Source organism: Priestia sp. RMT2NF4 (genome assembly GCF_047872835.1).
Lineage (GTDB): Bacteria > Bacillota > Bacilli > Bacillales > Bacillaceae_H > Priestia > Priestia zanthoxyli.
In genome coordinates, this window is the sequence record NZ_JBLQZO010000001.1 from 926,263 (window position 1) to 949,663 (window position 23,401).

General features: G+C 38.0%; 23 protein-coding genes and 2 pseudogenes. 3 read left to right on the plus strand and 22 right to left on the minus strand.

Going from position 1 to position 23,401, the window contains the following annotated elements:
* Positions 1-108: 108 nt before the first annotated feature.
* Positions 109-1,068 carry a patatin-like phospholipase family protein gene (locus ACMX9J_RS04690; RefSeq protein ID WP_416225466.1) on the plus strand — a complete coding sequence of 320 codons (960 nt, stop codon included), beginning with the start codon at positions 109-111 and terminating at the stop codon, positions 1,066-1,068.
* Between the two features lie 146 nt (positions 1,069-1,214).
* On the opposite strand, the gene ACMX9J_RS04695 is transcribed toward ACMX9J_RS04690, so the two are convergent.
* From ACMX9J_RS04695 to ACMX9J_RS04730, 8 genes are all read right to left on the minus strand, one after another.
* Entirely contained in the window at positions 1,215-1,883 is a 669-nt protein-coding gene (locus ACMX9J_RS04695; protein ID WP_416225467.1) for a hypothetical protein, read from the minus strand.
* 208 nt (positions 1,884-2,091) lie between these two features.
* Entirely contained in the window at positions 2,092-3,804 is a 1,713-nt protein-coding gene (locus tag ACMX9J_RS04700) for a TcaA NTF2-like domain-containing protein (RefSeq protein ID WP_416225468.1), read from the minus strand.
* A gap of 79 nt (positions 3,805-3,883) precedes the next feature.
* Entirely contained in the window at positions 3,884-4,792 is a 909-nt protein-coding gene (locus tag ACMX9J_RS04705) for a phosphotransferase (RefSeq protein WP_416225469.1), read from the minus strand.
* A 98-nt stretch (positions 4,793-4,890) separates the two neighbouring features.
* The gene (locus ACMX9J_RS04710; RefSeq protein WP_047931442.1) at positions 4,891-6,219 is read right to left on the minus strand and encodes a 6-phospho-beta-glucosidase; all 1,329 of its coding nucleotides are present in this window, start codon (positions 6,217-6,219) and stop codon (positions 4,891-4,893) included.
* A gap of 38 nt (positions 6,220-6,257) precedes the next feature.
* The gene (celB, locus tag ACMX9J_RS04715) at positions 6,258-7,604 is read right to left on the minus strand and encodes a PTS cellobiose transporter subunit IIC (RefSeq protein ID WP_274862434.1); all 1,347 of its coding nucleotides are present in this window, start codon (positions 7,602-7,604) and stop codon (positions 6,258-6,260) included.
* Positions 7,605-7,615: 11 nt separating this feature from the next.
* Positions 7,616-7,921 carry a PTS sugar transporter subunit IIB gene (locus tag ACMX9J_RS04720; protein ID WP_028413003.1) on the minus strand — a complete coding sequence of 102 codons (306 nt, stop codon included), beginning with the start codon at positions 7,919-7,921 and terminating at the stop codon, positions 7,616-7,618.
* A 261-nt stretch (positions 7,922-8,182) separates the two neighbouring features.
* A complete protein-coding gene (locus tag ACMX9J_RS04725) occupies positions 8,183-8,347 on the minus strand; it encodes a hypothetical protein (protein ID WP_155726331.1) in 165 nt (54 codons plus the stop codon).
* A gap of 171 nt (positions 8,348-8,518) precedes the next feature.
* The gene (locus ACMX9J_RS04730) at positions 8,519-9,451 is read right to left on the minus strand and encodes an ADP-ribosylglycohydrolase family protein (RefSeq protein WP_416225470.1); all 933 of its coding nucleotides are present in this window, start codon (positions 9,449-9,451) and stop codon (positions 8,519-8,521) included.
* Positions 9,452-9,600: 149 nt separating this feature from the next.
* Here ACMX9J_RS04730 and ACMX9J_RS04735 point away from each other — a divergent pair, with 149 nt between their 5' ends.
* Positions 9,601-10,089 (plus strand): DinB family protein, encoded by a 489-nt coding sequence (locus tag ACMX9J_RS04735; protein ID WP_328152923.1) that lies wholly within the window; start codon positions 9,601-9,603, stop codon positions 10,087-10,089.
* Between the two features lie 46 nt (positions 10,090-10,135).
* The gene (locus ACMX9J_RS04740) at positions 10,136-10,702 is read left to right on the plus strand and encodes a DUF6434 domain-containing protein (RefSeq protein ID WP_416225471.1); all 567 of its coding nucleotides are present in this window, start codon (positions 10,136-10,138) and stop codon (positions 10,700-10,702) included.
* 116 nt (positions 10,703-10,818) lie between these two features.
* On the opposite strand, the gene ACMX9J_RS04745 is transcribed toward ACMX9J_RS04740, so the two are convergent.
* The 14 genes and pseudogenes from ACMX9J_RS04745 to ACMX9J_RS04810 all read right to left on the minus strand — a co-directional run bounded on the left by ACMX9J_RS04745 (position 10,819) and on the right by ACMX9J_RS04810 (position 23,271).
* The gene (locus tag ACMX9J_RS04745) at positions 10,819-12,321 is read right to left on the minus strand and encodes a malate:quinone oxidoreductase (protein ID WP_013083523.1); all 1,503 of its coding nucleotides are present in this window, start codon (positions 12,319-12,321) and stop codon (positions 10,819-10,821) included.
* A gap of 749 nt (positions 12,322-13,070) precedes the next feature.
* Complete coding sequence (locus ACMX9J_RS04750) at positions 13,071-13,667, minus strand: DUF4352 domain-containing protein (protein WP_416225472.1); 597 nt, start codon at positions 13,665-13,667, stop codon at positions 13,071-13,073.
* 231 nt (positions 13,668-13,898) lie between these two features.
* Complete coding sequence (locus ACMX9J_RS04755; RefSeq protein WP_311264613.1) at positions 13,899-14,255, minus strand: Imm3 family immunity protein; 357 nt, start codon at positions 14,253-14,255, stop codon at positions 13,899-13,901.
* Between the two features lie 70 nt (positions 14,256-14,325).
* Positions 14,326-15,063 (minus strand): DUF4261 domain-containing protein, encoded by a 738-nt coding sequence (locus ACMX9J_RS04760; RefSeq protein ID WP_311264614.1) that lies wholly within the window; start codon positions 15,061-15,063, stop codon positions 14,326-14,328.
* 705 nt (positions 15,064-15,768) lie between these two features.
* Positions 15,769-16,107, minus strand: a complete 339-nt coding sequence (locus ACMX9J_RS04765; protein WP_311264615.1) for a hypothetical protein — start codon at positions 16,105-16,107, stop codon at positions 15,769-15,771.
* Between the two features lie 16 nt (positions 16,108-16,123).
* Positions 16,124-16,501: pseudogene (locus ACMX9J_RS04770) on the minus strand (polymorphic toxin type 50 domain-containing protein); the annotation flags it as partial.
* Between the two features lie 186 nt (positions 16,502-16,687).
* Positions 16,688-17,110: pseudogene (locus ACMX9J_RS04775) on the minus strand (pre-toxin TG domain-containing protein); the annotation flags it as partial.
* A 189-nt stretch (positions 17,111-17,299) separates the two neighbouring features.
* A complete protein-coding gene (locus ACMX9J_RS04780; protein WP_416225473.1) occupies positions 17,300-17,854 on the minus strand; it encodes an SUKH-4 family immunity protein in 555 nt (184 codons plus the stop codon).
* A 55-nt stretch (positions 17,855-17,909) separates the two neighbouring features.
* The gene (locus tag ACMX9J_RS04785) at positions 17,910-18,278 is read right to left on the minus strand and encodes a hypothetical protein (RefSeq protein WP_116740707.1); all 369 of its coding nucleotides are present in this window, start codon (positions 18,276-18,278) and stop codon (positions 17,910-17,912) included.
* Positions 18,271-18,474 carry a hypothetical protein gene (locus tag ACMX9J_RS04790; RefSeq protein ID WP_416225474.1) on the minus strand — a complete coding sequence of 68 codons (204 nt, stop codon included), beginning with the start codon at positions 18,472-18,474 and terminating at the stop codon, positions 18,271-18,273. Before ACMX9J_RS04790 ends, ACMX9J_RS04785 begins: the two co-directional genes overlap by 8 nt.
* 572 nt (positions 18,475-19,046) lie before the next feature.
* Positions 19,047-19,490 (minus strand): hypothetical protein, encoded by a 444-nt coding sequence (locus ACMX9J_RS04795; protein WP_416225475.1) that lies wholly within the window; start codon positions 19,488-19,490, stop codon positions 19,047-19,049.
* A complete protein-coding gene (locus tag ACMX9J_RS04800) occupies positions 19,490-20,272 on the minus strand; it encodes a pre-toxin TG domain-containing protein (protein WP_310884526.1) in 783 nt (260 codons plus the stop codon). Before ACMX9J_RS04800 ends, ACMX9J_RS04795 begins: the two co-directional genes overlap by 1 nt.
* A 240-nt stretch (positions 20,273-20,512) precedes the next feature.
* A complete protein-coding gene (locus ACMX9J_RS04805; protein WP_063247811.1) occupies positions 20,513-20,956 on the minus strand; it encodes an SMI1/KNR4 family protein in 444 nt (147 codons plus the stop codon).
* Positions 20,953-23,271: a T7SS effector LXG polymorphic toxin gene (locus ACMX9J_RS04810; RefSeq protein WP_416225476.1), complete on the minus strand. Its 2,319-nt coding sequence runs from the start codon at positions 23,269-23,271 to the stop codon at positions 20,953-20,955. Before ACMX9J_RS04810 ends, ACMX9J_RS04805 begins: the two co-directional genes overlap by 4 nt.
* Positions 23,272-23,401: the final 130 nt, after the last annotated feature.

Sequence of the window (23,401 nt, forward strand, 5' to 3'; positions counted from 1 at the left end):
ATCTGACTCCCAAATAATCAGTAAAAGAGATACTCATACCTCTACAGCACATTAAATAAACATATACAGAATGATACCTCTCATGGAATTCGAAAGGAGAAATCACCTTTGACAAAATATAGAATTATGACCTTTGATGGAGGCGGTACTTTAGGTGCTTTAAGTTTACAGCTTTTGAATAGATTGACTTATCAAAACCCGAAGTTAATTAGTGAAACCGATGTTTTTTCAGGAAATTCAATTGGTTCATTCACTGCTCTTGCATTAGCAAGCGGAAGATCACCAGAAGAGACGTTTCAGTTTTTCAAAGATTACATCTTACCGGCGTTCAGCGTTTCCCGACCGGGCGGACCTGTTTTTAACCAACAACTACCCTATTCTGGTTTTATTAAAGCCATACGAACGTTTTTCCCCCGAGACCTTCGCCTTAGAGACTTAAAGAAACGAATTGTTGTGCCATCCTTTCACTTATTTTCACCGGAGCTGAATCGTTGGAATCCTGTGTTATTTCATAATTTTCCTGGTTCTCCCTATCTTAATGAAAAAGCAAGTGACGTAATACTTAGGAGCAGCGCTGCTCCCGCAACGCAAAGAGCTTATCAAAACTACGTGGATGGGTATACAGTAGCAACTAATACCAGTACAGCTAGTATCGCGTTTGCAGTAGGGAAAGCAAAGCAGCCGTTGGATCAAATTGCCGTATTGTCCATCGGAACAGGTGAGCAGCCCACTCAATTAAGAAGAGATACCAAGGGATGGGGAATGGTTAGTGCCGATAACATACGACCTGAAGATATGGAGGACCTTCCGCCAAATTGGGGAGTGCTTTTAGACCGGTCTCCTAATGAACCCTTGCTGCCATTTCTTCAGATTATCTCTGGTGGATCGAGCTACTATGAATCAATGGTCAGCTCTGAGCTTTTAGGCGATCAGTTTTTCCGGTTAAATCCGCGGATTCCTAATTTCTCTAAAACAGATCCTTCGGTTGTTCCCGCTCTTATTTCAATTGCTAATAAAACTAATTTACGACCTGCGTTTCATTTCATTGAAAAAAACTGGAAGTGTTAATATTTTTTAAGAAGAGTATTGAAATACGGAATTTGTTGTTTTATCAACACAAATTCCTCTTTCAGATAAACCCTTATATTTTAGCTGATCATGACAATTCGTTCGTTATTATAATCGTGCTTTTTTATTCTTGCTCGTTTCCCCTATTAAAACTTTACACTTTTCAGCATTTTCACAATCAACTTGTCTTGTTTTTCCCCTTGTTTATCTGTTAAATGATCTCCAGTATATTTGTAATAAAGCTCGATTACTTTATTCGTATTTTTATCTGCTATATATGCTACGTATGTATTTGGAACATACTTAATATTGTTCTTTACAACTTTTTCTTCAGTTCCTTTAAAATATGTATATGCTGAATCGTAATATATACTGATATGCGCTGTTTCTATCTTTTTTGGTTGATTCACATGTAGGTTCTTTTTGAACAGACTCTCTACATTTACCTCCTCATTTTCTTTTACCTTCTCTGCCAGTTCTACGTTCATGTATGAAATTTCATTTTTATTATTAAAGAAATTTTCGGAAGAAGCTACCCATCGCTCATAAAACTGACCGTTGATAGCATAGTCTTCTTTATTTTCATGAATTAACTGATACTCCTCTGGAAACCACATCGTATACTGCCCTGTCTTCGATTTAAACTCATAAAATCCATCATCTACTTTTTTATCTTTTTCTAAAAATTCTCGTGTAAAGTAATCATTAAAAGCGGGGACGTTTGGATAACCGGTTTCATTTATCATCCATATACCTCCTATTAAAATAGTAGCTCCAGCAATGACTGCACTAACTGTTTTGGTGCGTTTTTTCATCATAGCACCTCCTTTTACTTATGTTACGACCTATATTTTATACATGTTCGATACTACCATAATTCTACTAGAAGAAGCATGAACTTAATCAATGAAAGACTCACAAATAGTTCCTACCGCTCTACAAAAAAAGGAAAAAACCACTCCAACCACAACAACCGCTAGCTCCAAAGGAACTAGCGGTTATTCATAATCTCTCAAAAACCATTCACTCTTCCACCGGCTTCTGCTCATCTGTTAATGTATCAATTTTAGTAATTTGAAGTTTGTCTTTACCAGCAGTTTTCACATGGTAAATTCGTTCTTTCTTAAACTGCGTGCTCGCGTCATATGAGTCAGTGAACGTGTATACTTCGTTTGTATAAATGCTGTAGGTTCCGTCACCATGTGACTCTGTTTTTGTCACTAAAAATTGATCGTTAGCAAACGATACGTTTTTGCCGGCGAGTGATGTGATGTAGCTTTTCAGCTGTTTATACACTGGGTGATTCGAGTCGATATAGGGTGCCATCCCACTAAAGTCTCCACTGTTTAAACTTGAAAAGTACGCGGCTTTATAGGAAATAAAAAAGTTTTCAAGATCCGTTTTGCTTACAGCATCTGGCTTAGGCTGTTCATTTTTTAACGACGTCGTGCTGGTCGTTTCTTTTATATCTGAGCTTGTTTCTGCCGTTTGATTGTCACGATTCATATATACAATCGTCAGTAACAAGACAAGGACGATAGCTCCTCCTATTAAAATAGGAAAAGTGCGCCGTGATGATTGCTGCTTTTTGAGCACGGGAAAGTCTGCGTAGGATGGCAGTGTAACAGGTTCTATATCTACCTTTAACCGAGCTAACGGCTTTGGCATCTCCGTGCTTTTTATACTATTAAGCGGCTGAAGTGCTAAAAATTCTTCGTAGGTAACAATAAACTCGTTTACTGCTATTCCTTTATACATGCCGTAAATTCGGTTCCACAGTTCTCGACATCGAGTAGCCTTTATATCTTCACTCAGTTCGTTAAAAAATGGTCGTGATTTTTTAATAAAAGCCGCTAACCACGTTTGATGAGCGTCGACTTTGTGGACTGCATGTAGGTCGGTAAGTGATTGCTTTAACTTGGCGTGTTCATTGGCATCATGTTGGCAAATGACTTCTATACCATGTTCCGTTTCTTTCAGTACAGTAAAAAGACTCTTACTCATTTTTTCTTGTAGCGCATCAAACTGGCTGCAAACATCAGGCCAGTGCAGTTCGAGTAACTGTTTTTGTGCAGTTGTGGCTTTTCGAATGTTTTCATTTAGCTCATGCTGCTTTGTGCGAAAGGCGGTCGTTTTTTGTTTGGTCACTACTTTATTTTTGCTTAGCTGATGCCATTCTTGCTTTAAACTCTTGTCTTCTTCAAGTACTGTGGCTGTCGCTTGTTTTACATGTTCATGCTTTTTTTGAAAGTCAACGAACGCTGACAAATACGTATTCCAGTTTTCCTTCATTTCTTTTAACGATGACGTGTTAGCATGTTTTTCTGTTAGTTGAAAAAAGTCATTTCTAAACGCCACCATATCCGCTTCGGAAGAAAGTTCTTTTCCGAAAAGCTCTGTAACACTTCTATGTATGCTTGTTAACTGTTCAATCTGTCTCATATTGCTTTGACGCTTTTTTATGTACTCCGGATAGTCGCTTGAAAGAAACGTCACCATTGTATATTCACTGTTGTTCATGTTGTACTCTGTCCGTTCTTTTTCCAGTTCGTCATACACTTTTTGCAGATGACGTTCTACTATGGAGAGAAATTTTTCTTTATCCATCCCGTCTACTTCTTCTTTTAGCATGTTTAAAGATTCCGTTTCTCCAATAAGAAATTCCTTTTCCTTATATAGCTGTATCCATGCTTCTAGCAGCTGCGCTGCTGATTTATTCCAGTGGCTTGTATTCATCGTTTGCTTCACCTGTTGTTTTTATTTTTATCCTTTTTTAACTATACAGGAATTTAACAGAAATTCTATTACAGTTTTATTACTCTTGAAAAATCAGGTTCAAGCTTTCTAGAGCCGCTTCTAGCGTTTGTTTGTCTCCTTGATCGTAACTGTGTGCCACCAGCACTACGGTTGTAAATACGGCTTTCCATTTTGCCAGTCTGTGCGTTTCTTCGTCTACTTTTCCGTATTCTTTAAAAAAACGCGCTCTTCCTTTAGAAGGCAAAAAGCTATAGGCAATCGCTAGGTCAACTGCCGGATGACCAATATGAACGTCTCCCCAGTCAATAATGCCTGAAACCATGTTGGTTTGATCAACAATCATGTTTTTAATATGAAGATCTCCGTGAACTAGTACATGTTTTTCTTGATACTTAATTTCTTGTATGTCATTTACATAGTCTTCAAGAATCTCTTGTTTTGAATAAAGACTACGCTCTTTCATTTGCTTGACATACTTCTCTAGCGCAGGCTTTCGCTTCATCATATCAAGCCGATTTAACTCATCAAACGGAACACTGAGCTCTTGCGCTTTTGAGTAAGGATAGTGATGTAACGTGCGAAGAAACCTTGCTAGTACAGAAGCAGATTGTATGCGCTCTTCTTCTGTTAATCTTGCAGGCGGAGTTCCTTGCACGTAGTGATAGCCCGTAAACGGCCAAGGATATGCTGCATTCGGCTTACCGAAAAAAATGGGCTCTGCAATCGATAGCGGCAATTGAGAAGCAAGACTTGGTAAAAGCCGATTTTCCGTTTTTAGTAGTCCCACTGCGAGTTCTCGTCTAGGAAACCGGAAAACAAACCGGTCGTTTACTTGATAGACCGTATTGTCAAAGCCGTAGCCAAGCAGCGAAATTGTAGCGGGCGCAAGTTCTGGAAACTGCGTCTCGATTAGCATTTTGGCAAGCGGTGCTGATACGATTTGTTCTGCATCCCATGCATTTGGCACTGTAATCACCTTTCTTTGATGTTGATTTTGTACGTAAAGTATACTATAAAAATGAAAAAACCTCTGATTCGTTGTCAAAGGTTTTTTCACTATACGTATTAGACATTCACCGAGTTAAAAAACTGCGGTAAATGAGATTTATGCGCGTCTAGCATTTCGTCCAAGAGCTGCTTGGCAATAGTATCAGATGGGACTAATGGATTGATTGTCATTGCAACAAGCGCGGTATTGTAATCTCCCGTAACGGCTGCTTCGGCCGCGACGCGTTCAAAAGATTTGATTTGCTGAACAAGTCCTCGAACAGCTACAGGTAAATCACCAACTGCAATTGGCTTTGGCCCTTCTTTTGTAATCACGCAGCTCACTTCAACAGCAGAATCATTTGGAATGCTGGCAATTGCCCCATTGTTAATGGTATTTACAGGCTGAATATCGCCTTTATCATTATAGATAGATGAAATTAAGCTGCAGGCTGCATCGCTGTAGTACGCTCCTCCTCGCTTTTGAAGCTGAGGCGGTTTAATTGCAAGATTAGGATCTTTATAGAGCTCAAATAAGTCTTTTTCTAACGCGCGCACTACTTCAGCCCGTGTGCCTTCGAGCTCAGCTGCATTTTGTTCTTCTTGCAGCATCTCGTTTGTTTTATAGTAATAGCGGTGGTAGCCGCATGGAATAACTCCTAGGCCTTTAATAAAATCAGGATCCCATGAAACTCCTTTGATATTTCGCATAGACATCGCATTCGTCGGGTCTGCCATGGCGTCAATCACTTGATCTTTCACGCTCACTCCGTCTAAAAAGACATCTAATCCAAAGACCATATGATTTAACCCGGCAAAGCTAACCTGTACGCGGCTTTCGTCTACTTCTAGCGCTTTAGCAATCCCCATGCGAATACCTATTGGCACGTTGCATAAGCCCACTACTTTTTTATGATTGCTATAGCGTAAAATGGCTTCTGTCACCATACCAGCTGGATTCGTAAAGTTTACAAGCCACGCATTTGGACATAGTTCTTCTATATCTTTCACAATACTTAAAATCACAGGAATTGTGCGCAGCCCTTTGAATAAGCCGCCCGGTCCATTTGTTTCTTGCCCAATCACGCCATATTTTAACGGAATTCGTTCATCTTTCATTCTTGCGTCTAACAATCCTACGCGAAATTGTGTAGTGACAAAGTCGGCATCTTTTAACGCTTTTCTTCGATCCAACGTAAGATGAATATCAATTGGGACTCCTGCTTTTTCGACCATTCGTTTTGCCAGGTTTCCAACAATCTCTAGCTTTTCTTTTCCTTCTTCTACATCTACTAGCCAAAGCTCTCGTACAGGCAGCTCGTCATAGCGCTTAATAAATCCTTCAACAAGCTCCGGCGTGTAGCTTGAACCTCCGCCAATGGTTACAATTTTAATTCCTTTTGTCATTTGAATCCCTCCGCTATAATGAATGATTTTAAAATACGTTATACAATACTTTGCTGTTCTTCTGTTACCGGTGAACGATCTATAGAAGCTCCGGTTTCTTCTATAAGTTTTTGTTTGTCCCACATTTTAAAGAATGGAAAATAGACACCAAACGATACCACCATTAGCACAAGCTGCAGAACAGCCCCTGATATGCTTCCTGTAATCAAGTAGCCGCTAATCACCGGCGGCATTGTAAACGGCGTGACAATTCCTATTGGCTTTGCAACGAGGCCTATATCCATTGATACATACGTAATGATGACCGATAGAAGCGGTGCTAAAATAAACGGAATAATCATAATCGGATTTAATACGATAGGCATTCCAAAAATAACAGGTTCGTTGATATTAAAGAAGCCCGGTCCGATGCTTAATCTTCCTAGCTGCTTCATTTGCTGGCTTTTCGCAAACAGCACCATCGCCAACACAAGAGAAAGCGTAGTGCCGGACCCTCCTACAAACACAATATCGTTAAATTCATTCGTTACAATATGCTTTACTGGCTCACCAGAAGCAAGAGCGGTTGCGTTTTCCGTTGTTAGTGTAAGCCATACAGGCGTCATGACAGAACCAACAATCGTCGCACCGTGTAGCCCCGTACTCCACATAAGAGTAATTAAGATAAAAATCAGAATCGTACCGACTAAGCTTGTACCAATATGAGTTAAAGGCTGCTGCAGTAAAACCGTCACGACATTATGTAAATTCCCGAAGTCTCCGACGTTTTCTACAAGCAAACGTAGCATCCATATAACCATTACAGCGCCAAACCCTGGTATTAAAGCTGAAAATGAACGGGCGACAGCTGGCGGAACAGTTTCTGGAAGCTTAATCACGATATTTTTTTGAATAATCTTCCGGTAAACTTCTGTTGCGATAACAGCTATGACCATCCCCACAAAAAGACCTTTACTCGTGAACATCGCCGTTTGATAAGCTGTTTCGACCATAGCCGTTCCATCTGCGTTTTCTCCAATCGTATACGAAACAAAAGGTGTACCGACAAAGAAAGCAGCTAAAGACACTGCACCTGAAGCAAGTGCATCCACTTTATACGATTCTGCTAAGCGATAGGCAATCCCGAACGTAGCTACTAAAGCCATAATTTCAAACGTTCCTCTGTACGGATATAAAATGCTTGCTTTTAGCTTAGGGTGTTCTGTTAAAAAATCTGTGTAGGCTTGAAAAGGCAAATTGGCTAAAATTAAGAAAAGTGAACCGATAATAATAAGCGGCATCGTCAGGACCATACCGTCTCTTAATGCTTGAAGATGACGCTGCTGAGCAGCTTTTCCAGCAAGCGGCATAATATATGTTTCAAGTACACGATTCATTTTGCTCAATTGATTCCCTCCTATTTCGAAACTAACTGCTCAGCAGATTTTAGCACTTCTTCTCCGTTACACATTCCGTAATGAACCGGATTAATAACCTCTACTGGAATTCCTTTTTCCTCTCCTAACTTTTTCATTTGAGGAAGCAAGTAGCGCACTTGTGGACCTAAAAGTAAAATATCTGCATTATCGATATGATTTCTAACCGCGTCTCCTGGCACTGCCCAGATTTTGCACGTTGTCTCTTTTTCTTTTGCGCTTTTTTCCATTTTAGTCACTAACAAACTTGTAGACATCCCTGCTGCGCAGCATAGTAAAATATTCATTTCCAATTCCCCCTTGATCAGTGATTGATTAACATTCATAAGTGAGATGAGTATCTTGCTAAGATGTTTTCTTGTTACCTTCACTATATATTGAAAACGCTTTCAATTAAACGCAATATTTTTCCGTTACCAAAGGAAAAATATTGTTTGAATATTCTTTAAATTAAGAGAGAAAGGGATTGTAAATCAAATTGAATTGTGGTAGATTCTTAAAAAAGATAAGCAGCTCGCCCATCTAGGTAAGCTGCTTATCGACCCTTATTATAACCCAGTAGAAATTGTCTCCTGATGTGAGATTCCTAAGATGGTTACTTCTTGTATACTTATATTATCTGCAAGAGAAAGCGCATATATCTGATCACTTTCTTTTCCTTTGTACGATCTTTCTAGCTGTTCGTCAGGACCTGTATGCGGCTGCAACTTCACACTTTGCAAGCTCTTAAACGTATAGCCTTTTGTTTCTTCGCTAGTAAAATCTCCAAGAAGGAACCCTTTTTTATCATTACTTACTTGTATTTTTGCATATTCGGGCGTTTTGTTTCCGTTGATAAGGATTTGTTCTATTTCGTGAAATACAGCTTCTTTTCATTGTCTTTTTCATACACACGCATCCGCAAATTTCTTACAAGCTCCTATCAACTCTTCTTTTTTAGCAAGCTGACAAACCCACTCTTTAGGAATGCCATCCAGCTGATAATATGCTCCTGCCATAGTACCGGTAATAAAGCCTATTGTGTCTGTGTCTTCTCCTAAATTCACAGCGGTAAGTACAGCTTCTTTGTAGTCATCACTTTGCAGAAAAGACCAAAGAGATGCTTCTAGCGAGCTGACGACGTATCCGGTTGACCCGATTTCATTTCTCGCTGCGTGCGGCAAGCTTAGGTTTAACACTCGTTCATACGCAGAAAACTCTGCTTCATACTCCGTACCTGTTAACTGCTTTTGACAGAGATTTACCGCGTTTTCATATGCTTCAAAAGGCTCGTTGCCGTCAAGAAGACGAATAAGCAGCTCCACATATATAATGCAACCAAGCGTAGAGCGCACATGGCGGTGCGTGACGTGAGCAATTCTTTCTATTTCTTCTTTTCTTTTTGTAAAGCTAGGTTCATCACATAGTGTAAACGCAAGCGGGGCAATACGCATAAGCGCTCCGTTTCCGTTGTCGTATTCAGCGCTTCCTCCCCACTCTTCTTTAGGAAGCCCGCTTTTATAGCGGCGAATCGCTTCGCTTGTTGCGATGCCAATATCAAACATTTCTCCGTACGGCGTCCAGTAGCCATTCGACCAATAATTCGCAAACTTTTGCATCAAATCATATTCATCTTGTTTGTCTATTAAATTATCAATCAAGCACATCGTTAAAGACGTATCATCGGACCACGTTCCTTTAGGCTGGTTGTATGTACCGTAGCCGGTCATAGTCGTAATCCGAAATGTATCGCGTTTTTTAAACTCAACTGGAACGCCTAAAGCGTCTCCGACAGCTCCTCCTAGAATTGTAGAAAGGACTTTTTTATGTAGCGTCATGCAATCAACTCCTTTCTATTATTGTAATTGTTTGATTTTGGAATTTGCAAGAGATCTCTTGCCTAGACGCTTTTTCTTCTTTATAAAAAGGAATTTACCAGCGTTCATCTAATTTAATAAGAGGTAAAAAAACATGTGAGGTGTGGTAGATGATTCAGTTTTTTGAATACAATTGGCAAGTGAGAGATGAATGGTTTAGCTGGTGTTATCGACTTTCTAGAAAAGAACTGTTGAAGAAGCGGACTGGAGGAATGGGCAGCATTTTACAAACTCTGTTTCATATTATTGATGTCGAATACAGCTGGATACGTGCTATCCAAGGTAAACAAGATATCGTGCTTTCTTTTGAAGAACACGATACTCTTGAAAAGCTTCAAGCGCTCTCTTCTGCACATAGACCTGACATTGCCGACTTTCTAAGTCATTTGAATTTTTCTAACAAAAGGTACGTAACAGTCCCTTGGGATTCTACTTCTTACACAGAAGCTGACATCTTGCATCACATCATCATTCATGAAATCCATCACATCGGCCAGCTTTCTATTTGGGCAAGAGAAGTGAATAAACGGCCTATTTCTTCTCACTATGTAGGAAGAAACATAAAAGACATTCCTTCGTACTTCTCTAAAAACAATTGACCAACAAGAACAAACGTTCTATAGTAAATATATGGAGGTGAAAACGATGCGACCTGAACTTACAAAAGATTTACTTATCAAAGACTTTACCGATTTTTACTGGCTCAAAACCGAGCTGCAGCAATTTTGCCGAGAAAACAACATGAGCCCGTCTGGATCTAAAATGGAACTTTCAAAAAGAATTGAAGTGTTATTAACGACCGGTGACACTCAACAAATAACAACGCGACCTAAAAGACGCTCGTCCTCTAAAACACAAGCGCCGCTAACATTAGATACCGTCATTGGGGAAAATCACCGCTGCAGTCAAGAATTACGGGCTTTTTTTAAGAAAGCCATTCATCCTACGTTTCATTTTTCCACGTATATTCAAAACTACTTTAAAGAAAATGTAGGGAAAACCTATCGAGATGTGGTAAAAGCGTGGCATGAAGAAGAAAAACGAAAAAAGCAGCCTTCTTATCAAAAAGAAATTGCGCCTCAGTTTGAGTACAACCGCTTTATTCGCGATTTTTTTAACGATCCGAAAAACAAAGGAAAAAGCCGCGATGATGCAATTGCGGCGTGGAAGTATTTGAAACTTCAGCCTGGAAGCAATCAATACCACTCTTAAATCAAACTCTACATAAATAAAGAGCATTAAAACACCACCTCAAGAAAAGGTGGTGTTTGTGCACGCCTGTAGATTTCTTCATATACGCATGTGCTGTTTGTTACGGCGTAAAATCTTTAGCTATAAACAGACTCTTTTTTAATTAAACCAAGCGTCTGTGAAGTGGACGCATGAATTTCGTTAAAGAAGTCTGGATGATCAACTAATGACATGCCATAGGAAGGAATCATTTCTTTTATTTTTGGCTCCCACTTGTTCATGTTTTCTGGGAAGCATTTTTCCAATACTTCAAGCATAACGTGAACCGCCGTTGATGCACCAGGCGAAGCGCCAAGAAGTGCAGCAACAGAACCATCAGCGGCACTTACAACTTCTGTACCAAACTGAAGCGTTCCTTTTCCTCCGGCTTCCGTGTCTTTGATTACTTGCACACGCTGGCCTGCTACAACAATATCCCAGTCTTCGCTTTTCGCGTTCGGGATAAACTCACGCAGTTCTTCCACACGTTTTTCATTTGATAACAGCACTTGCTGAATTAAATATTTTGTTAACGCCATTTCTTTGACGCCTGCTGCTAGCATGGTTAAAATATTATTCGGCTTTACAGAACTGATTAAGTCCAGGTTTGAACCTGTTTTTAAGAACTTCGGTGAAAAGCCGGCAAACGGGCCAAACAACAGCGTCTTTTTGTTGTCAATATAGCGTGTATCAAGGTGCGGAACTGACATTGGCGGAGCTCCGACTTTGGCTTTTCCGTATACTTTTCCGTGGTGCTGCGCAATTACTTCAGGGTTATTGCATACCATAAATAATCCGCTTACCGGGAATCCTCCAATATGCTTGGATTCAGGAATACCTGTTTTTTGAAGTAAAGGCAAGCTTCCGCCTCCACCACCGATAAAGATGAACTTTGCCGTGTGGTACTCAACTTTTCCGCTGTCTACATCTGCGACTTTTACTTCCCACATACCGTCACTTTTACGTTTAATATCTTTTACACTTCGTTTGTAATGAACGTGAACCCCTTTATTCTTCAGGTGGTCAAACAACATGCGTGTTAAAGCACCAAAGTTTACGTCTGTTCCCGAATCAATTTTAGTTGCGGCAATCGGTTCATTTGACGTGCGCCCCTTCATGATTAACGGAATCCATTCTTTTAGTTTGTCAGGACTGTCGGAATACTCCATTCCTTGAAACAACGGATTGTTTGACAGCGCTTCAAAACGCTTTTTCAGAAACGATACATTTTTTTCCCCTTGTACCAAACTCATATGCGGAATTGGCATGATAAAATCTTGCGGATTGCGAATCAACTTGCTGCTTACAAGATAAGACCAAAACTGTCTTGACAGCTGAAACTGCTCGTTAATTCGGATCGCTTTCGTTATATCTATAGATCCATCAGCTTTTTCTGATGTATAGTTTAGTTCGCACAGCGCAGAATGGCCCGTCCCTGCATTATTCCATTCGTTCGAGCTTTCTTCCCCTGCGTCTGCGAGTTTTTCAAATACTTTAATGTCCCATTCAGGTGCTAACTCTTTGAGTAATGATCCCAAAGTTGCGCTCATGACTCCGGCACCAATTAAGATAACGTCTGTTTTTTTCTGCACGTTGCTCATTATAACCTTCCTCATCCCCTATATTTGTAAAAAGATGTAGGCGCTCCTGCTTACGTAGTAAAAAAATTCAGGTGCGACCTAAGAACACACCTTTTTCTGTCTCACTTATAACTATATCACAGTATAATTGTCTGATGATTATAAACTATTCAAAAATGATAAAAAAGTGAGAAAATCGCCCACAAATTCCAAAAAACTTATTAAATTCCGTCTGCATTTTCTTTTATTAGGAAACTTTTATACCTACTTCTAAGTGGCAAAGCATTGATTAATAAAATAACAAACTATTCCAAAAATTCAGCTTAAAAACCAAAATAACTGCCTTGAAAATTTCACCTACTATAACTATACTCAGCCCAAAGAACAATCAGCACTATAAATAGAAAAGCCTTCATTCTTTTTGACTAGTTATACGTAGATGTATTCATATATGTATAGAGCACCAGCTCATCCAGGTTCATTTTTAGAAAAATAAGTATATATTGCAATGGCTAATTTTCAGCCCATATTGCAAGTTACAATATCTATGTCATATAACATACCATGAAATAAGTGAATAAGTAAATGATTATTCAGAAATTTATGTTATAAAACCTAACATGTATGTTGACTTTTACATAGGACATACTTAACAGTACTTTACATGCTTCTTTCATTTTAAATTTGTTTAATTGCCTTGTTCATGCGCCATAGTTGTTGCTGAGTTCAATCAAAATAAGCCACGATTAGCACGTGACTTATTTTGATTCTTATTGAGCTGGTTGAATATCATCTTGTGTAAACGTCCAAATACCACGATTTTTACTAAAACCGCTAAATTCAAACTTAAAATCGCCTTCTTTTGGTATATCAAACGTTGCAATACCGCTTTGTTTTTCTCCTGGTGAAATGTTTCCGTTCAAATGATTCTCTGTGGCACCAGAAACAACTGTAGCAAAGTATTGAGTGTCTTCTTTTTGAATATTAAAATGAAGTAGCTCACTTATTTTATGATTTTTCTTTCCTTTATTCTCAATCGTAATATTCATTTTGATAAACTGTCCATTTTTGTTTTTAGATAGCTCATCATCCGGTACGACTTGTGGAGAGTCTACTGTAATCGTAAGATCATCAACATTAGCAGTTTCACCTAATTTTTTGGTGACGGTATTGTATAATTTATCCGTTTTTTCTTTATCAAACTTCGCATCAACATTTAGCTCTTTATCGTCCGATTTCTTTTCTGATGACTCAGCTGAGTGTTTCTCGTTTCCACTAGCCTTTTCTGATTCTCCGCTCGAACAAGCCGCAAGCCCTAATACTAGGAAGCATGTAGTTGCTCCTATTAACCATTTTTTCTTACTCATTACGGGTTCTTCCTTCTTTGAATTAGTATTTTATGTATAAAGAGTTAAATCTACGTAACTCTTAATCCAAAAATAGGATATACCAAATACTAACAATCTGTCAAAAGTAAATATATTACAACTGTTCTATATATTAAATAAGGACCTTCTGCTCAAAACTCATTCATTAGACAATAGCAGTACTCATATACCTTAGCAAATTGCCATTCATCACGTACTTAAGTAATGTTTCTATTCCACTGAAGGGTTATGATCGGCTTTTACATGCTTTAGTCCTTCTATTACTTTATTCATTCGTGGCAATAAATCTTTTATTTCGTCTAATGTTAGCTCGTTTTGCGCTTCTTTTGGGTTAAATTTCCCTAACCTTCCTGTTATACCTATAATGTGCCCAACGAAAACTTGCTCATGAGTAATTGCAATTTCTCCAATAGCAGTATCCACAATAAAATCTTCTACCTTGCCTAAATTATCAAATTCATCCGTTAGTTTTGCTATAGCATATCTATACCCTCTACCTTCGTCTAACAATTCTTTATATGTTTCCTGAATTGCATCAAATATTTCATTATACTCCCAATCTTTCATGGTATTACTCCTCCTTTATCTCCGATTAACGCTTAAAAAACAAAGTTTTTCAACCTTGTCCTTTAAATGACTAGCTTATTTTATTTAACCGCCAAACCCCATAAGGGTTATAAAAAGGATCATCACTTTCAAACAGCACACACGATTCTGCCCTTAATTGAAAAACCGGAGCTTTAGGGTCGACACTAAATGTTTCTCCACTATTAAATACGGGATTTTCAATTAACGTATATAGGCAAAAGGTTTGAAACAACTCTACCGTTTCAGCTGGATTGGTATTAGATGTAGACGTTAGTAAATCTTTATAGCCGAAATTATGCATACCACAGGTGTAAAACACATCTTCTTCTCTGGACATTTGAACGAAAGCAGCAAATGCTCTGTTCTCTGTACCATTGTTAACGTATTCTATCCAATTATTTTTGGTAGTGGCCTTTCCAGATGACTCAACGCTCACTGCTAAACCGCCCGATTGAAGAACTGCCTTTGCGACACTCATAATTTCAATAACTTGCTCAAGTGATCCACCTTCTGCAAGAATATACACCATACTACGGTGACTTTGAAGAGTTTCAATATCGCCCTTTGTAAACGATCCATTTCCACCAAGCTCAAACGCTTCAGCTACATAAGGAATATGTTCGTCAACAAATTCTATTTGATACAAATATTCAGGCGTCTGTAATTTACCTATATGTTCCCCTAGGTATACAAACTCTCGTTGACTTTCGTTAAATTTGTCTTTAAATGCTTGTCTATCTTTCCATGTGCCCGGTATTCCCAAAATAATTTTCGGATTATTTTCCACGCTCTCACCCACTGATTAATTTATTGCTAGCTGTTCTTCAACAATAGCTTAAGCAAGTATTTTATTTTGTCATAGCTGACTTCATTAATTATACATTTCATCAGTTTTTCTTATATTTTAAAAAATTTGAAAAGCGCATAGCTGCTCAAGATTCACTTGAAATCAGGATTAACCTCTCTTCGTTCACAACTTCATTATTTGTGTATTCTTGCATTCTAATAGAAGGGATTAGTTTAAATTAAATATTTTCCTGCGTTAACTTTTGAGTTCAAAAACTTTGAGACCCCAAAGTTAATACATGTACTCCTCAGCAATCTTGTATACTTCTCTTTAAATTTAAGCCTGAGTATCTTTGATCTAGGTAATATAGTAATTCAATATACTTTTTACTTTGCAAATTATACGCCACTTCTTCAAAGATTTTACTTAAAAATGAAAGTTCTGTTTTTGTACAAAGTAGTAACTTTCTTATCTAACCTACCTTTTAATGCCACAAACTTTATCATTATCGTTAGTTTTCTAGCCATTCCATGTCATAACTACCTCTGCCATGTAACTGTCATCACTGGCTTCATGAGCTCTCTATTCCCCTACAAATTATTTTCTTATCGTCTCACTCAAATATCCGCTGATTTAATATAAATTAAAGTAAAAAACCTTGAAAGGTAATTTAGCCCATCAAGGTATATGTTTAAAGTGACGTTTTTATTTTTGATTATCCCTTTTCCATACACTTTCTCCGTTAGTTAAAAAAACTGCACTAGGGGGATCATCGTAAAGTGAAATTTCAACTAATGAACCTTTTTTTTGTATTAGCCAGTTGTATAAACTACTTTCCTCACTAGTAGGATGCGCTAAAATATCATTTACTTGAAATGCAACTGCATAATATTCGGTATAATTTGCGTCATCGTCATCTAATCCATTGTCTGTTTCAAAGAGTGTGTCTGGTTCACCAATAATCTTTAATCCACTATCCCACTCTATTATCAAGTCACTATCTTTATAATTTTTTAACGCTTTTATTAAAGGATCATATTCCATGTATATCCCTCTCTTTTTACTTTTTTAATGGTTCTGAAGGCACTATATGCGCTCCGTCCTTTCCGTAATGAATCATCCCTCTAGTAGTTTCAAGATATTCACCAGTATCACGATCGTAGTATTTTCCAATTGGTTTACCAAAGTCTAATCTTTCTTTTTTACCGTTTGGTAGTAGTTGACCTTTCCCTGCAAACTTATCAAGCAATTCTTGTGCTGTTTTATTATCGCCATAGAAAATACTCTTGTTTTTTCCATTTGCTATTTCTTGTTTGTAATTTGGCGTATTAGGAATATGTTTCTCTTGAGCACCTGGCTTTACTTTAGCTGGAAATCCATTTACTTCTCGGTAAGGTCCTATAGGCACTGACTTCTTTCCATAAGAAGGTACACTATTACTCTTACCCTTATCCCCACTACCGCTACTCTCTTCTTTAAACCTCCCTCTCTCTTCAACCTTCTCCACAGCTTTCGACTCGCCCTTGGAAACATCTTTAACCTTATGCTTGGTTACGGTCTTTTCTGCTTTGTTTACACGAAGTACGTATTCTGCTCCTTCGCTTCCGTATTTCACCACTTTCCCTGGCACTCTCGCAAAGCCGCCAAAAACAATTCCTGCTCCAGAAACAGAACGGTCAAAACTAGATAGTTCATTCCCAGTAATAGGATCGTATCCTACACTTGCTTCCCATCCACCTTTTACATTGGAAACTACAGGGACCATATCCGCTACAAAAGAAACAGCTGCTAAACCATCCTGTTGTTGCTTTTTGGCTTCCTCCTCATATACACTTCTTGCGATTTCAGGCTTTTTGTAATTCTCATATAGATACGGATACTTTTTCAACTCTTTTTCTAATTTTGCTTTAGAATGAGACAGTGCCGCAAGATCGCGCTGAACCTTTGGACTGTTTTCCTTTTGAATATGTTTAAAAACTTCTTTAACATGGGGAGCTTTTTTTTCAAGCTGTTCGAGCTTCTTTTTTTGATCCAGTGGATGCATCATTTCCAGCTCTTTTAGCTGTTTTAGTCCAACTGTTTTAATAACTTGCTTTTCTTTTTGTTGAATTTATTAGCATTTTTGTGTAGTCTAAAGCATAAATTTCTTACAAAAAACAAAAAGCACCTGTTGCCTTTAATTGACAATAAAGTGCTTTAAGCTTATATCTTAAATGTATAAAACCTCTATACAATCTTATTCAATAAAACTACCTAATTCCTCTTCCCAAAAACACCCTTTAGTTAAAGAGGCAGCGTCGATTTTTTGAAGTTGGCCAGAAATCCAGTCTAACAAATCTTTAGTTGCATTTTTTTCGAGATAAGCTCTTCTTCCGTTAACAGCCTTTACTTTCTTTATAAATTCTACGTAGACAAGTAAAGCTTCTGCAAACTTTGCTATCGTAGTATTTATTAAAACAACCTTATTATCATTATCATAATCTATATATACGAGCTCTGAGTTAGATTCATCAATACATATTGGATATCCACTACCAGTAAATCCGAAATATAAAAACTTATGATACGTCGTTTCTAATTTATTGTTTTTTTCAATTAATCTTTCTCCACCACCGCTAACTGCAGATTCAAATGTTAGAAATGGAGGAGAAGATTCAGGAAAACCTGCTTCAATTAAGAAATCTTTAGTTTCTTGGGATAAGGGAAGTGAGTTAATTATTTTTTCATCATAGTTAACCAAACCATATATGTCTTTATTCCAATTGTCTAAAAAATCTTGTGGTGAAATCATTTTTTATACCTCCACTAAATATTATTAATTTTCACTTAATACGTTATCTTAATGTTTACGGCTGCTTTTGAGACGTAAATACTTCTCCAATCTCAGTCAAGGGGTCGTTGTCTCTAATCTTGTATTCTTTTTCAAAATTGTGTATGCCTCCAAACCCCTTATGTAATGATTGTGGCACAGCAGCAGCTTGACCTCCACCACCTATATGATGATGTATCAATTTATCACCCTTACAATCTTTATATTGAGGAAAATACTTAATAAAGTCGTCATCTACTACAGGAACTAATCCGTTTTCAATCCTCTCAATATTTGCTTCACTAAAAAATTCGGGATGCTTATCTAATAATTCATTAAAGTGCTTAGAGGCACTTCTTTCCCATCCCGCTGCATTTGCTCCACTTTTTTTCTTTCCTTTATATATAGTTCATTTCAGAAACAAGTCTAGGATCGGCCCTATATTCTATTGGTACTTTTTCTATATCAATATCACGGTAAGCACGGATATCACTATAATCAACTTCATTGACTGTTTTAATTATAGTTTCACCCGTACCCTTAGAAACAGCCGCCTGATCATGAACCCCTTCAACACCCGCCTTACCACCAGGCTTTTCCACTTTCTCCAACGCTTTGGACTGACCTTTCGAAACATTCCCTATCTTATACGTCATTAACCCATTTAACGCTTTACCAAAGGTCTATCGAGGTAACGCCTCTTCTATCCCTACCAGTTGAGGTTGAGGACGTAAAGTCGGTATCTCAGCATCTAGTAAAGGTTTGATCTGCTTTTGAAACGGTTCATACACCTTTTCCGACCAATTGCTTGCTGCTTTTGGGCTAAATCTTTTGTTCAAGACCTACTTCCTTTATCACGTTCCCTTGTTTTTCTTTTCTTGTCAAGGTTAGTTAAATCCAGACTTACCCCTAGTTAGCTACTCTCATTACTTCTTGATCACTATATCTATTCTTCTTCGGATACCTTTTTACCAAATCCAACTTTATAAAAAAACCTTGAAAGGCGTTTAGCCAATCAAGGTAGTAATAAAAAATGTTAACATAAATATTTTTCTTGTCTATGTTCGTAAAATCTCATTTCCCAGCATGAATTTCATAATTTTTTCTTTTATAAAAATTTTAGCAAATCATTCATCCATCCTAAAGTGGAAGAACCGTCTCTTCCTAATTAACACTATTCAAACATTACACCAAAACTAACATTTTCAAAATTCAAATATGCGTTGCAAATATCAGAAGTATAATAGGGTTCAAGTTCTAGAATTTTTCTTGAAGTAATAAACAATCCAAATCCTGATATATCGTTACAATTTTTTTCGAATATTTGGATTTCCGTATCTGTATCATCATTAGCTACAATTATTTCTACATTTTGATTAACTAATTGAATAATCTTTTCATGAATCTTAATCAACTTATCAATTTCTACATATATATTTTCCTTTAGAAATTCTACGTCAATTATATCAAAATCAGTTTCATAATATTTACGATCATCATATTTATAGCTATTTACTTCTATATTTTCATCATATTGTTTCTTAAATATATTGCAAATCACTTCAATATCTTCTTTCTTTAATTCATGTTCTGAGAGAAGGGTATTAACTAATCTCACTATTTTACAACTCCTTTTTCAATTAAATATTTGTATTGTGAATCACTTAATTTGAAAGCTGTATTCATAGTTCCATCTGAGTTAATAAAAGTCCATTGTTTAGTAGTTTCGTTGTAAATATGCGTTCCTTCAACGTTTCTATATTTACCTTGTTTTTGAACTCCAGTATTAATCAGCTCTGAAACATCGTTTTTGAATAATTCCACACTAGATTTGCTACCATCAGGATAACTTCCAAAATCATTTCTGTGTTTACTGAAAGCTTTATCTATTGAACTTTGTTTGAATACAACATCATCAGCATTGTTGACAAATTTACCCGTACCCTTAGCAACACCCGCCTGATCATGAACTCCTTCAGCATTCGCCTTACCACCAGGCTTTTCCACTTTCTCCACAGCTTTCGACTCGCCCTTGGAAACATCTTTAACCTTATGCTTGGTTACGGTCTTTTCTGCTTTGTTTACACGAAGTACGTATTCTGCTCCTTCGCTTCCGTATTTCACCACTTTCCCTGGCACTCTCGCAAAGCCGCCAAAAACAATTCCTGCTCCAGAAACAGAACGGTCAAAACTAGATAGTTCATTCCCCGTAATAGGATCGTATCCTACACTTGCTTCCCATCCACCTTTTACATTGGAAACCACAGGCACCATATCCGCTACAAAAGAAACAGCTGCTAGACCATCCTGTTGTTGCTTTTTGGCCTCCGTTTCATATACACTTCTTGCAATTTCAGGCTTTTTATAATTTTGCTTTAGAGTGAGAAAGTGCTGTAAGATCTTGCTGAGCCTTTGGACTGTTTTCTAGTTCAATTGCTTACTCTTAAGGTGACAGTGCGGCTAATACTATTTGTATGGTATTGCCCTTCATGAGTTATGAACTTCATACAGTCATTTTTTATATTTTTCAAAGGTGTAATTTCTCACAAAAAAGCACTTGTTGCCTAAAATACAATCAAGTGCTTACAGTTAATTTTCGTTTTTTTGTTTTATCTTATATTACAATTAATATCTTGAATATTAAAAATGTATATTTAATTCTTCACGAATTGCTTTTTCTAAATATTCCTCAAAACTCTCTGCTATGATTTCTTTCCCACCGAAATTAAAGTCAAATGTAATAATTTCTATATTCGGTGAATTAAAGCCTACTGGATTTCCTGCACCGTCTATACCAATAGCAGTAAAATTCTCATACTCTTTAGGGAGTACCTTTCTAAAATGCAGAGATTTCTCAACAAATGATGGTGTCGCAACAAACTCTGCCTCTTTCAATCCTAAAATAATAGCCTCACCAACTGCTCCAGAACCATATCTCAAAAGAAATTCTTTAAAATCCTCTGGCAATTTTACTTTTAGTTCATCTTCTGCTTGGTTTACTTCCTCGATATTAAGAGGTCCTCCAAAGGCTTCTGGACACATTTCGAACTCTTCATCGATAGCATTTAATATTTCTATCTTCATTCAATGATCCCCCTTTTAATCATTTCATTGGCATATCTTGCCTTCCAATATTCTTTACGCCACTTATTAAATTCTATCCTAGCTTCTCCACTTCCAACTCCACCTGAATTTCCAAATGGATGTTGTCTTTTATTACCTAAATCATGGTATCTATTAGGCATCTCAATTATTGGGCCCTCAACTTTTTGTTCATGATGATGGAGTATAATTGTATCATTTGCTCCATCTTTTGGTGAGTAACCTTTTTTAAATGAATATATTAATTGTTTATCAGACATATGCGATAATGAACGCTGTGCTTTTACTTCAAACCCTCTAAAATTCGCAGCGAATTTATGAGTTTGATCATAGCCTTCTAGTGCTTGGTGAACATCTTTAGGTAATACTTTATAAATATCTTTTTTTGAATTTAATCTACCCGTACCCTTAACCACTGCCCCCTGATCATTTATCCTCTCAGCATTTGCCTTGCCACCAGGCTTTTCGACTTTCTCCACCGCTTTCGACTGGCCTTTTGAAACATTCCCCATCTTATACGTCGTTAACCCATCTAACGCTTCACCAAAGGTCTTTCCAGGCAAAGCCTCTCCTATCCCTACCAGTTGAGGTTGAGGACGTAAAGTCGGTATCTCCGCATCTAGTAAAGGTTGAAGCTGCTTTTGAACAGGTTCATACACCTTCTTCGACCAATTGCTTGCTGCTTTTGGGCTGACAACATTCCGCATATCACTCAATGTTTTGGTCCCTTTATGTGCAGGTACACGCGGAACGTTTGTTACCATTGGAACAGCTTTTACGGCACCTACTGGTTTCGCTCCTCCAATTATACTTGCAAACAGAATCATGCTGTTTTCCCAGTGCTCTTTTGAAAGAGGTTTGTCAGGATTAAGTGCCTGTTGCCCTACATCTAGAAGTCCCATCGTTGCGTGATTGACAAAGTCATACGGTGAATCAAACGATTTTTCCCCTCTTTCATCCAATCCTTCTTTGAGAGCGATAGCTCCATCAAACCCACCTACCGTCACAAGGTTTCCAAAGTCATACCAGGAGTTGTCCCATTTATCTAACCGCTGTTCTATTACGGTCAAAAAGTCTTGTGCTACTCCTTTATTACCCGTAACTGTACCTTTTGCTAAGGTGACAGCACCTTCTCCTACGTCCTTGACTAAAGCTTTTATACCGGTTTCTTCTTTTTTAGCTTTAGGATTTTCACAGATTTCTGTAAAGTCAAAGGATTCAGCTGTTTTTTTAGTCCCAACACTCCTAATCTGCCCCTGACGCACCACCGACTGCATAAGCATTCCCTCAACGCTCGTAGCGTTTTGAAGAATCTGTTGAGACGTTAGCATGCCCACAGTTGAAGAATCGTTGAGCGCCTGCAGGTATGGACTTTTTTCTAGTTCCACTGCTTGCTCTGCAGGTGACAGTTCCGCTAGTTTTTTCATGTTAGCAGGTGCTGTATCCTGCTGAATTTGCGTTAGCACTTCTCTTATGTAAGGCGAGTTTTTTTCAAGCTTGTGAATTTCTTTTAACTGTTCAGCAGGCGTCATTGCTTGAAGCTGAATCAGTTTTTCAATGCCTACTTCCTTTATCACTTTCTCTTGTTTTTCTTTTCTTGTCAAGGTTGTTGGAATGCCTTTTTCAAAAACCGAGACGCCTCCTGAATCGGTCATCGCTTTTTTCGCCAACGCGCTCAGCTCACTTACATTGCCCGGCTGAATGGAACCATTTTGAAACCCAGCTTTCACTTTAGAAAGCAGCGAATTTAAAGACGTCAGCTGATCTTGAATGACTGAAAGGCTTTGCGTTTGCTGTTCGTCAAAACGGACTAAACCATTCATCGTTTTGTCCGCTTTGTTTTTTGCTTGTTCTACTTCTGTTAAAAAACCTTGGTCGTTAAGCGCTGAAACAGAAGCAAGGTGACTGACTTTTTGAATCGCTGCATTCGCTTGATCGACAAGCGAGACGGTTGTATTTCTTGTTTGATTTAAATGCGCGGGAATAGTGTCTTGCAGAAAGGGCTGCGTAATGTAGCCGTCTTCGCTCGGTTCGAATGAGCGCAGCGCATGTGTGATTTGAGTTAGTCGAGCTTCATAGGAAGTGAGTAATGAATGATACAGCGTTAAAAAAGAAGCATGTCCCGTTTCGTAAAAAGACCGAATCGCTTCTCCTCCTTTTCCTTTAAACGCATCATCTAAGCTTGAAAATGCCTGAACCTGTGAAATCAGGCCCTGAATTTGTTCTTTTTGACTTTTAATAGAGTCTAAGATAGCTTGAATATTTTCGTGAAAAGCATCGACATCAAGTGTTTTCAATAACCTGTAACCTCCTAGCTGTATCGATGTAGAAAAACAACAAACGGTTAACGAACAAGCGCCCGTCATTTTTCTAAACCTAAGCGGACGCTCCTCTTTATAAGGCTTGCATCATCCGCTAGGTAAAACC

What these genes read in the sequence shown, in the direction of transcription:
- ACMX9J_RS04695 (WP_416225467.1), bottom strand. Translation starts at nt 1,883, where the DNA reads ATGAAAAAACGCACCAAAACAGTTAGTGCAGTCATTGCTGGAGCTACT.
- ACMX9J_RS04700 (WP_416225468.1), bottom strand. Translation starts at nt 3,804, where the DNA reads ATGAATACAAGCCACTGGAATAAATCAGCAGCGCAGCTGCTAGAAGCA.
- ACMX9J_RS04710 (WP_047931442.1), bottom strand. Translation starts at nt 6,219, where the DNA reads ATGACAAAAGGAATTAAAATTGTAACCATTGGCGGAGGTTCAAGCTAC.
- ACMX9J_RS04720 (WP_028413003.1), bottom strand. Translation starts at nt 7,921, where the DNA reads ATGAATATTTTACTATGCTGCGCAGCAGGGATGTCTACAAGTTTGTTA.
- ACMX9J_RS04730 (WP_416225470.1), bottom strand. Translation starts at nt 9,451, where the DNA reads ATGACGCTACATAAAAAAGTCCTTTCTACAATTCTAGGAGGAGCTGTC.
- ACMX9J_RS04735 (WP_328152923.1), top strand. Translation starts at nt 9,601, where the DNA reads ATGATTCAGTTTTTTGAATACAATTGGCAAGTGAGAGATGAATGGTTT.
- ACMX9J_RS04740 (WP_416225471.1), top strand. Translation starts at nt 10,136, where the DNA reads ATGCGACCTGAACTTACAAAAGATTTACTTATCAAAGACTTTACCGAT.
- ACMX9J_RS04745 (WP_013083523.1), bottom strand. Translation starts at nt 12,321, where the DNA reads ATGAGCAACGTGCAGAAAAAAACAGACGTTATCTTAATTGGTGCCGGA.
- ACMX9J_RS04750 (WP_416225472.1), bottom strand. Translation starts at nt 13,667, where the DNA reads ATGAGTAAGAAAAAATGGTTAATAGGAGCAACTACATGCTTCCTAGTA.
- ACMX9J_RS04755 (WP_311264613.1), bottom strand. Translation starts at nt 14,255, where the DNA reads ATGAAAGATTGGGAGTATAATGAAATATTTGATGCAATTCAGGAAACA.
- ACMX9J_RS04765 (WP_311264615.1), bottom strand. Translation starts at nt 16,107, where the DNA reads ATGGAATATGATCCTTTAATAAAAGCGTTAAAAAATTATAAAGATAGT.
- ACMX9J_RS04780 (WP_416225473.1), bottom strand. Translation starts at nt 17,854, where the DNA reads ATGATTTCACCACAAGATTTTTTAGACAATTGGAATAAAGACATATAT.
- ACMX9J_RS04805 (WP_063247811.1), bottom strand. Translation starts at nt 20,956, where the DNA reads ATGAAGATAGAAATATTAAATGCTATCGATGAAGAGTTCGAAATGTGT.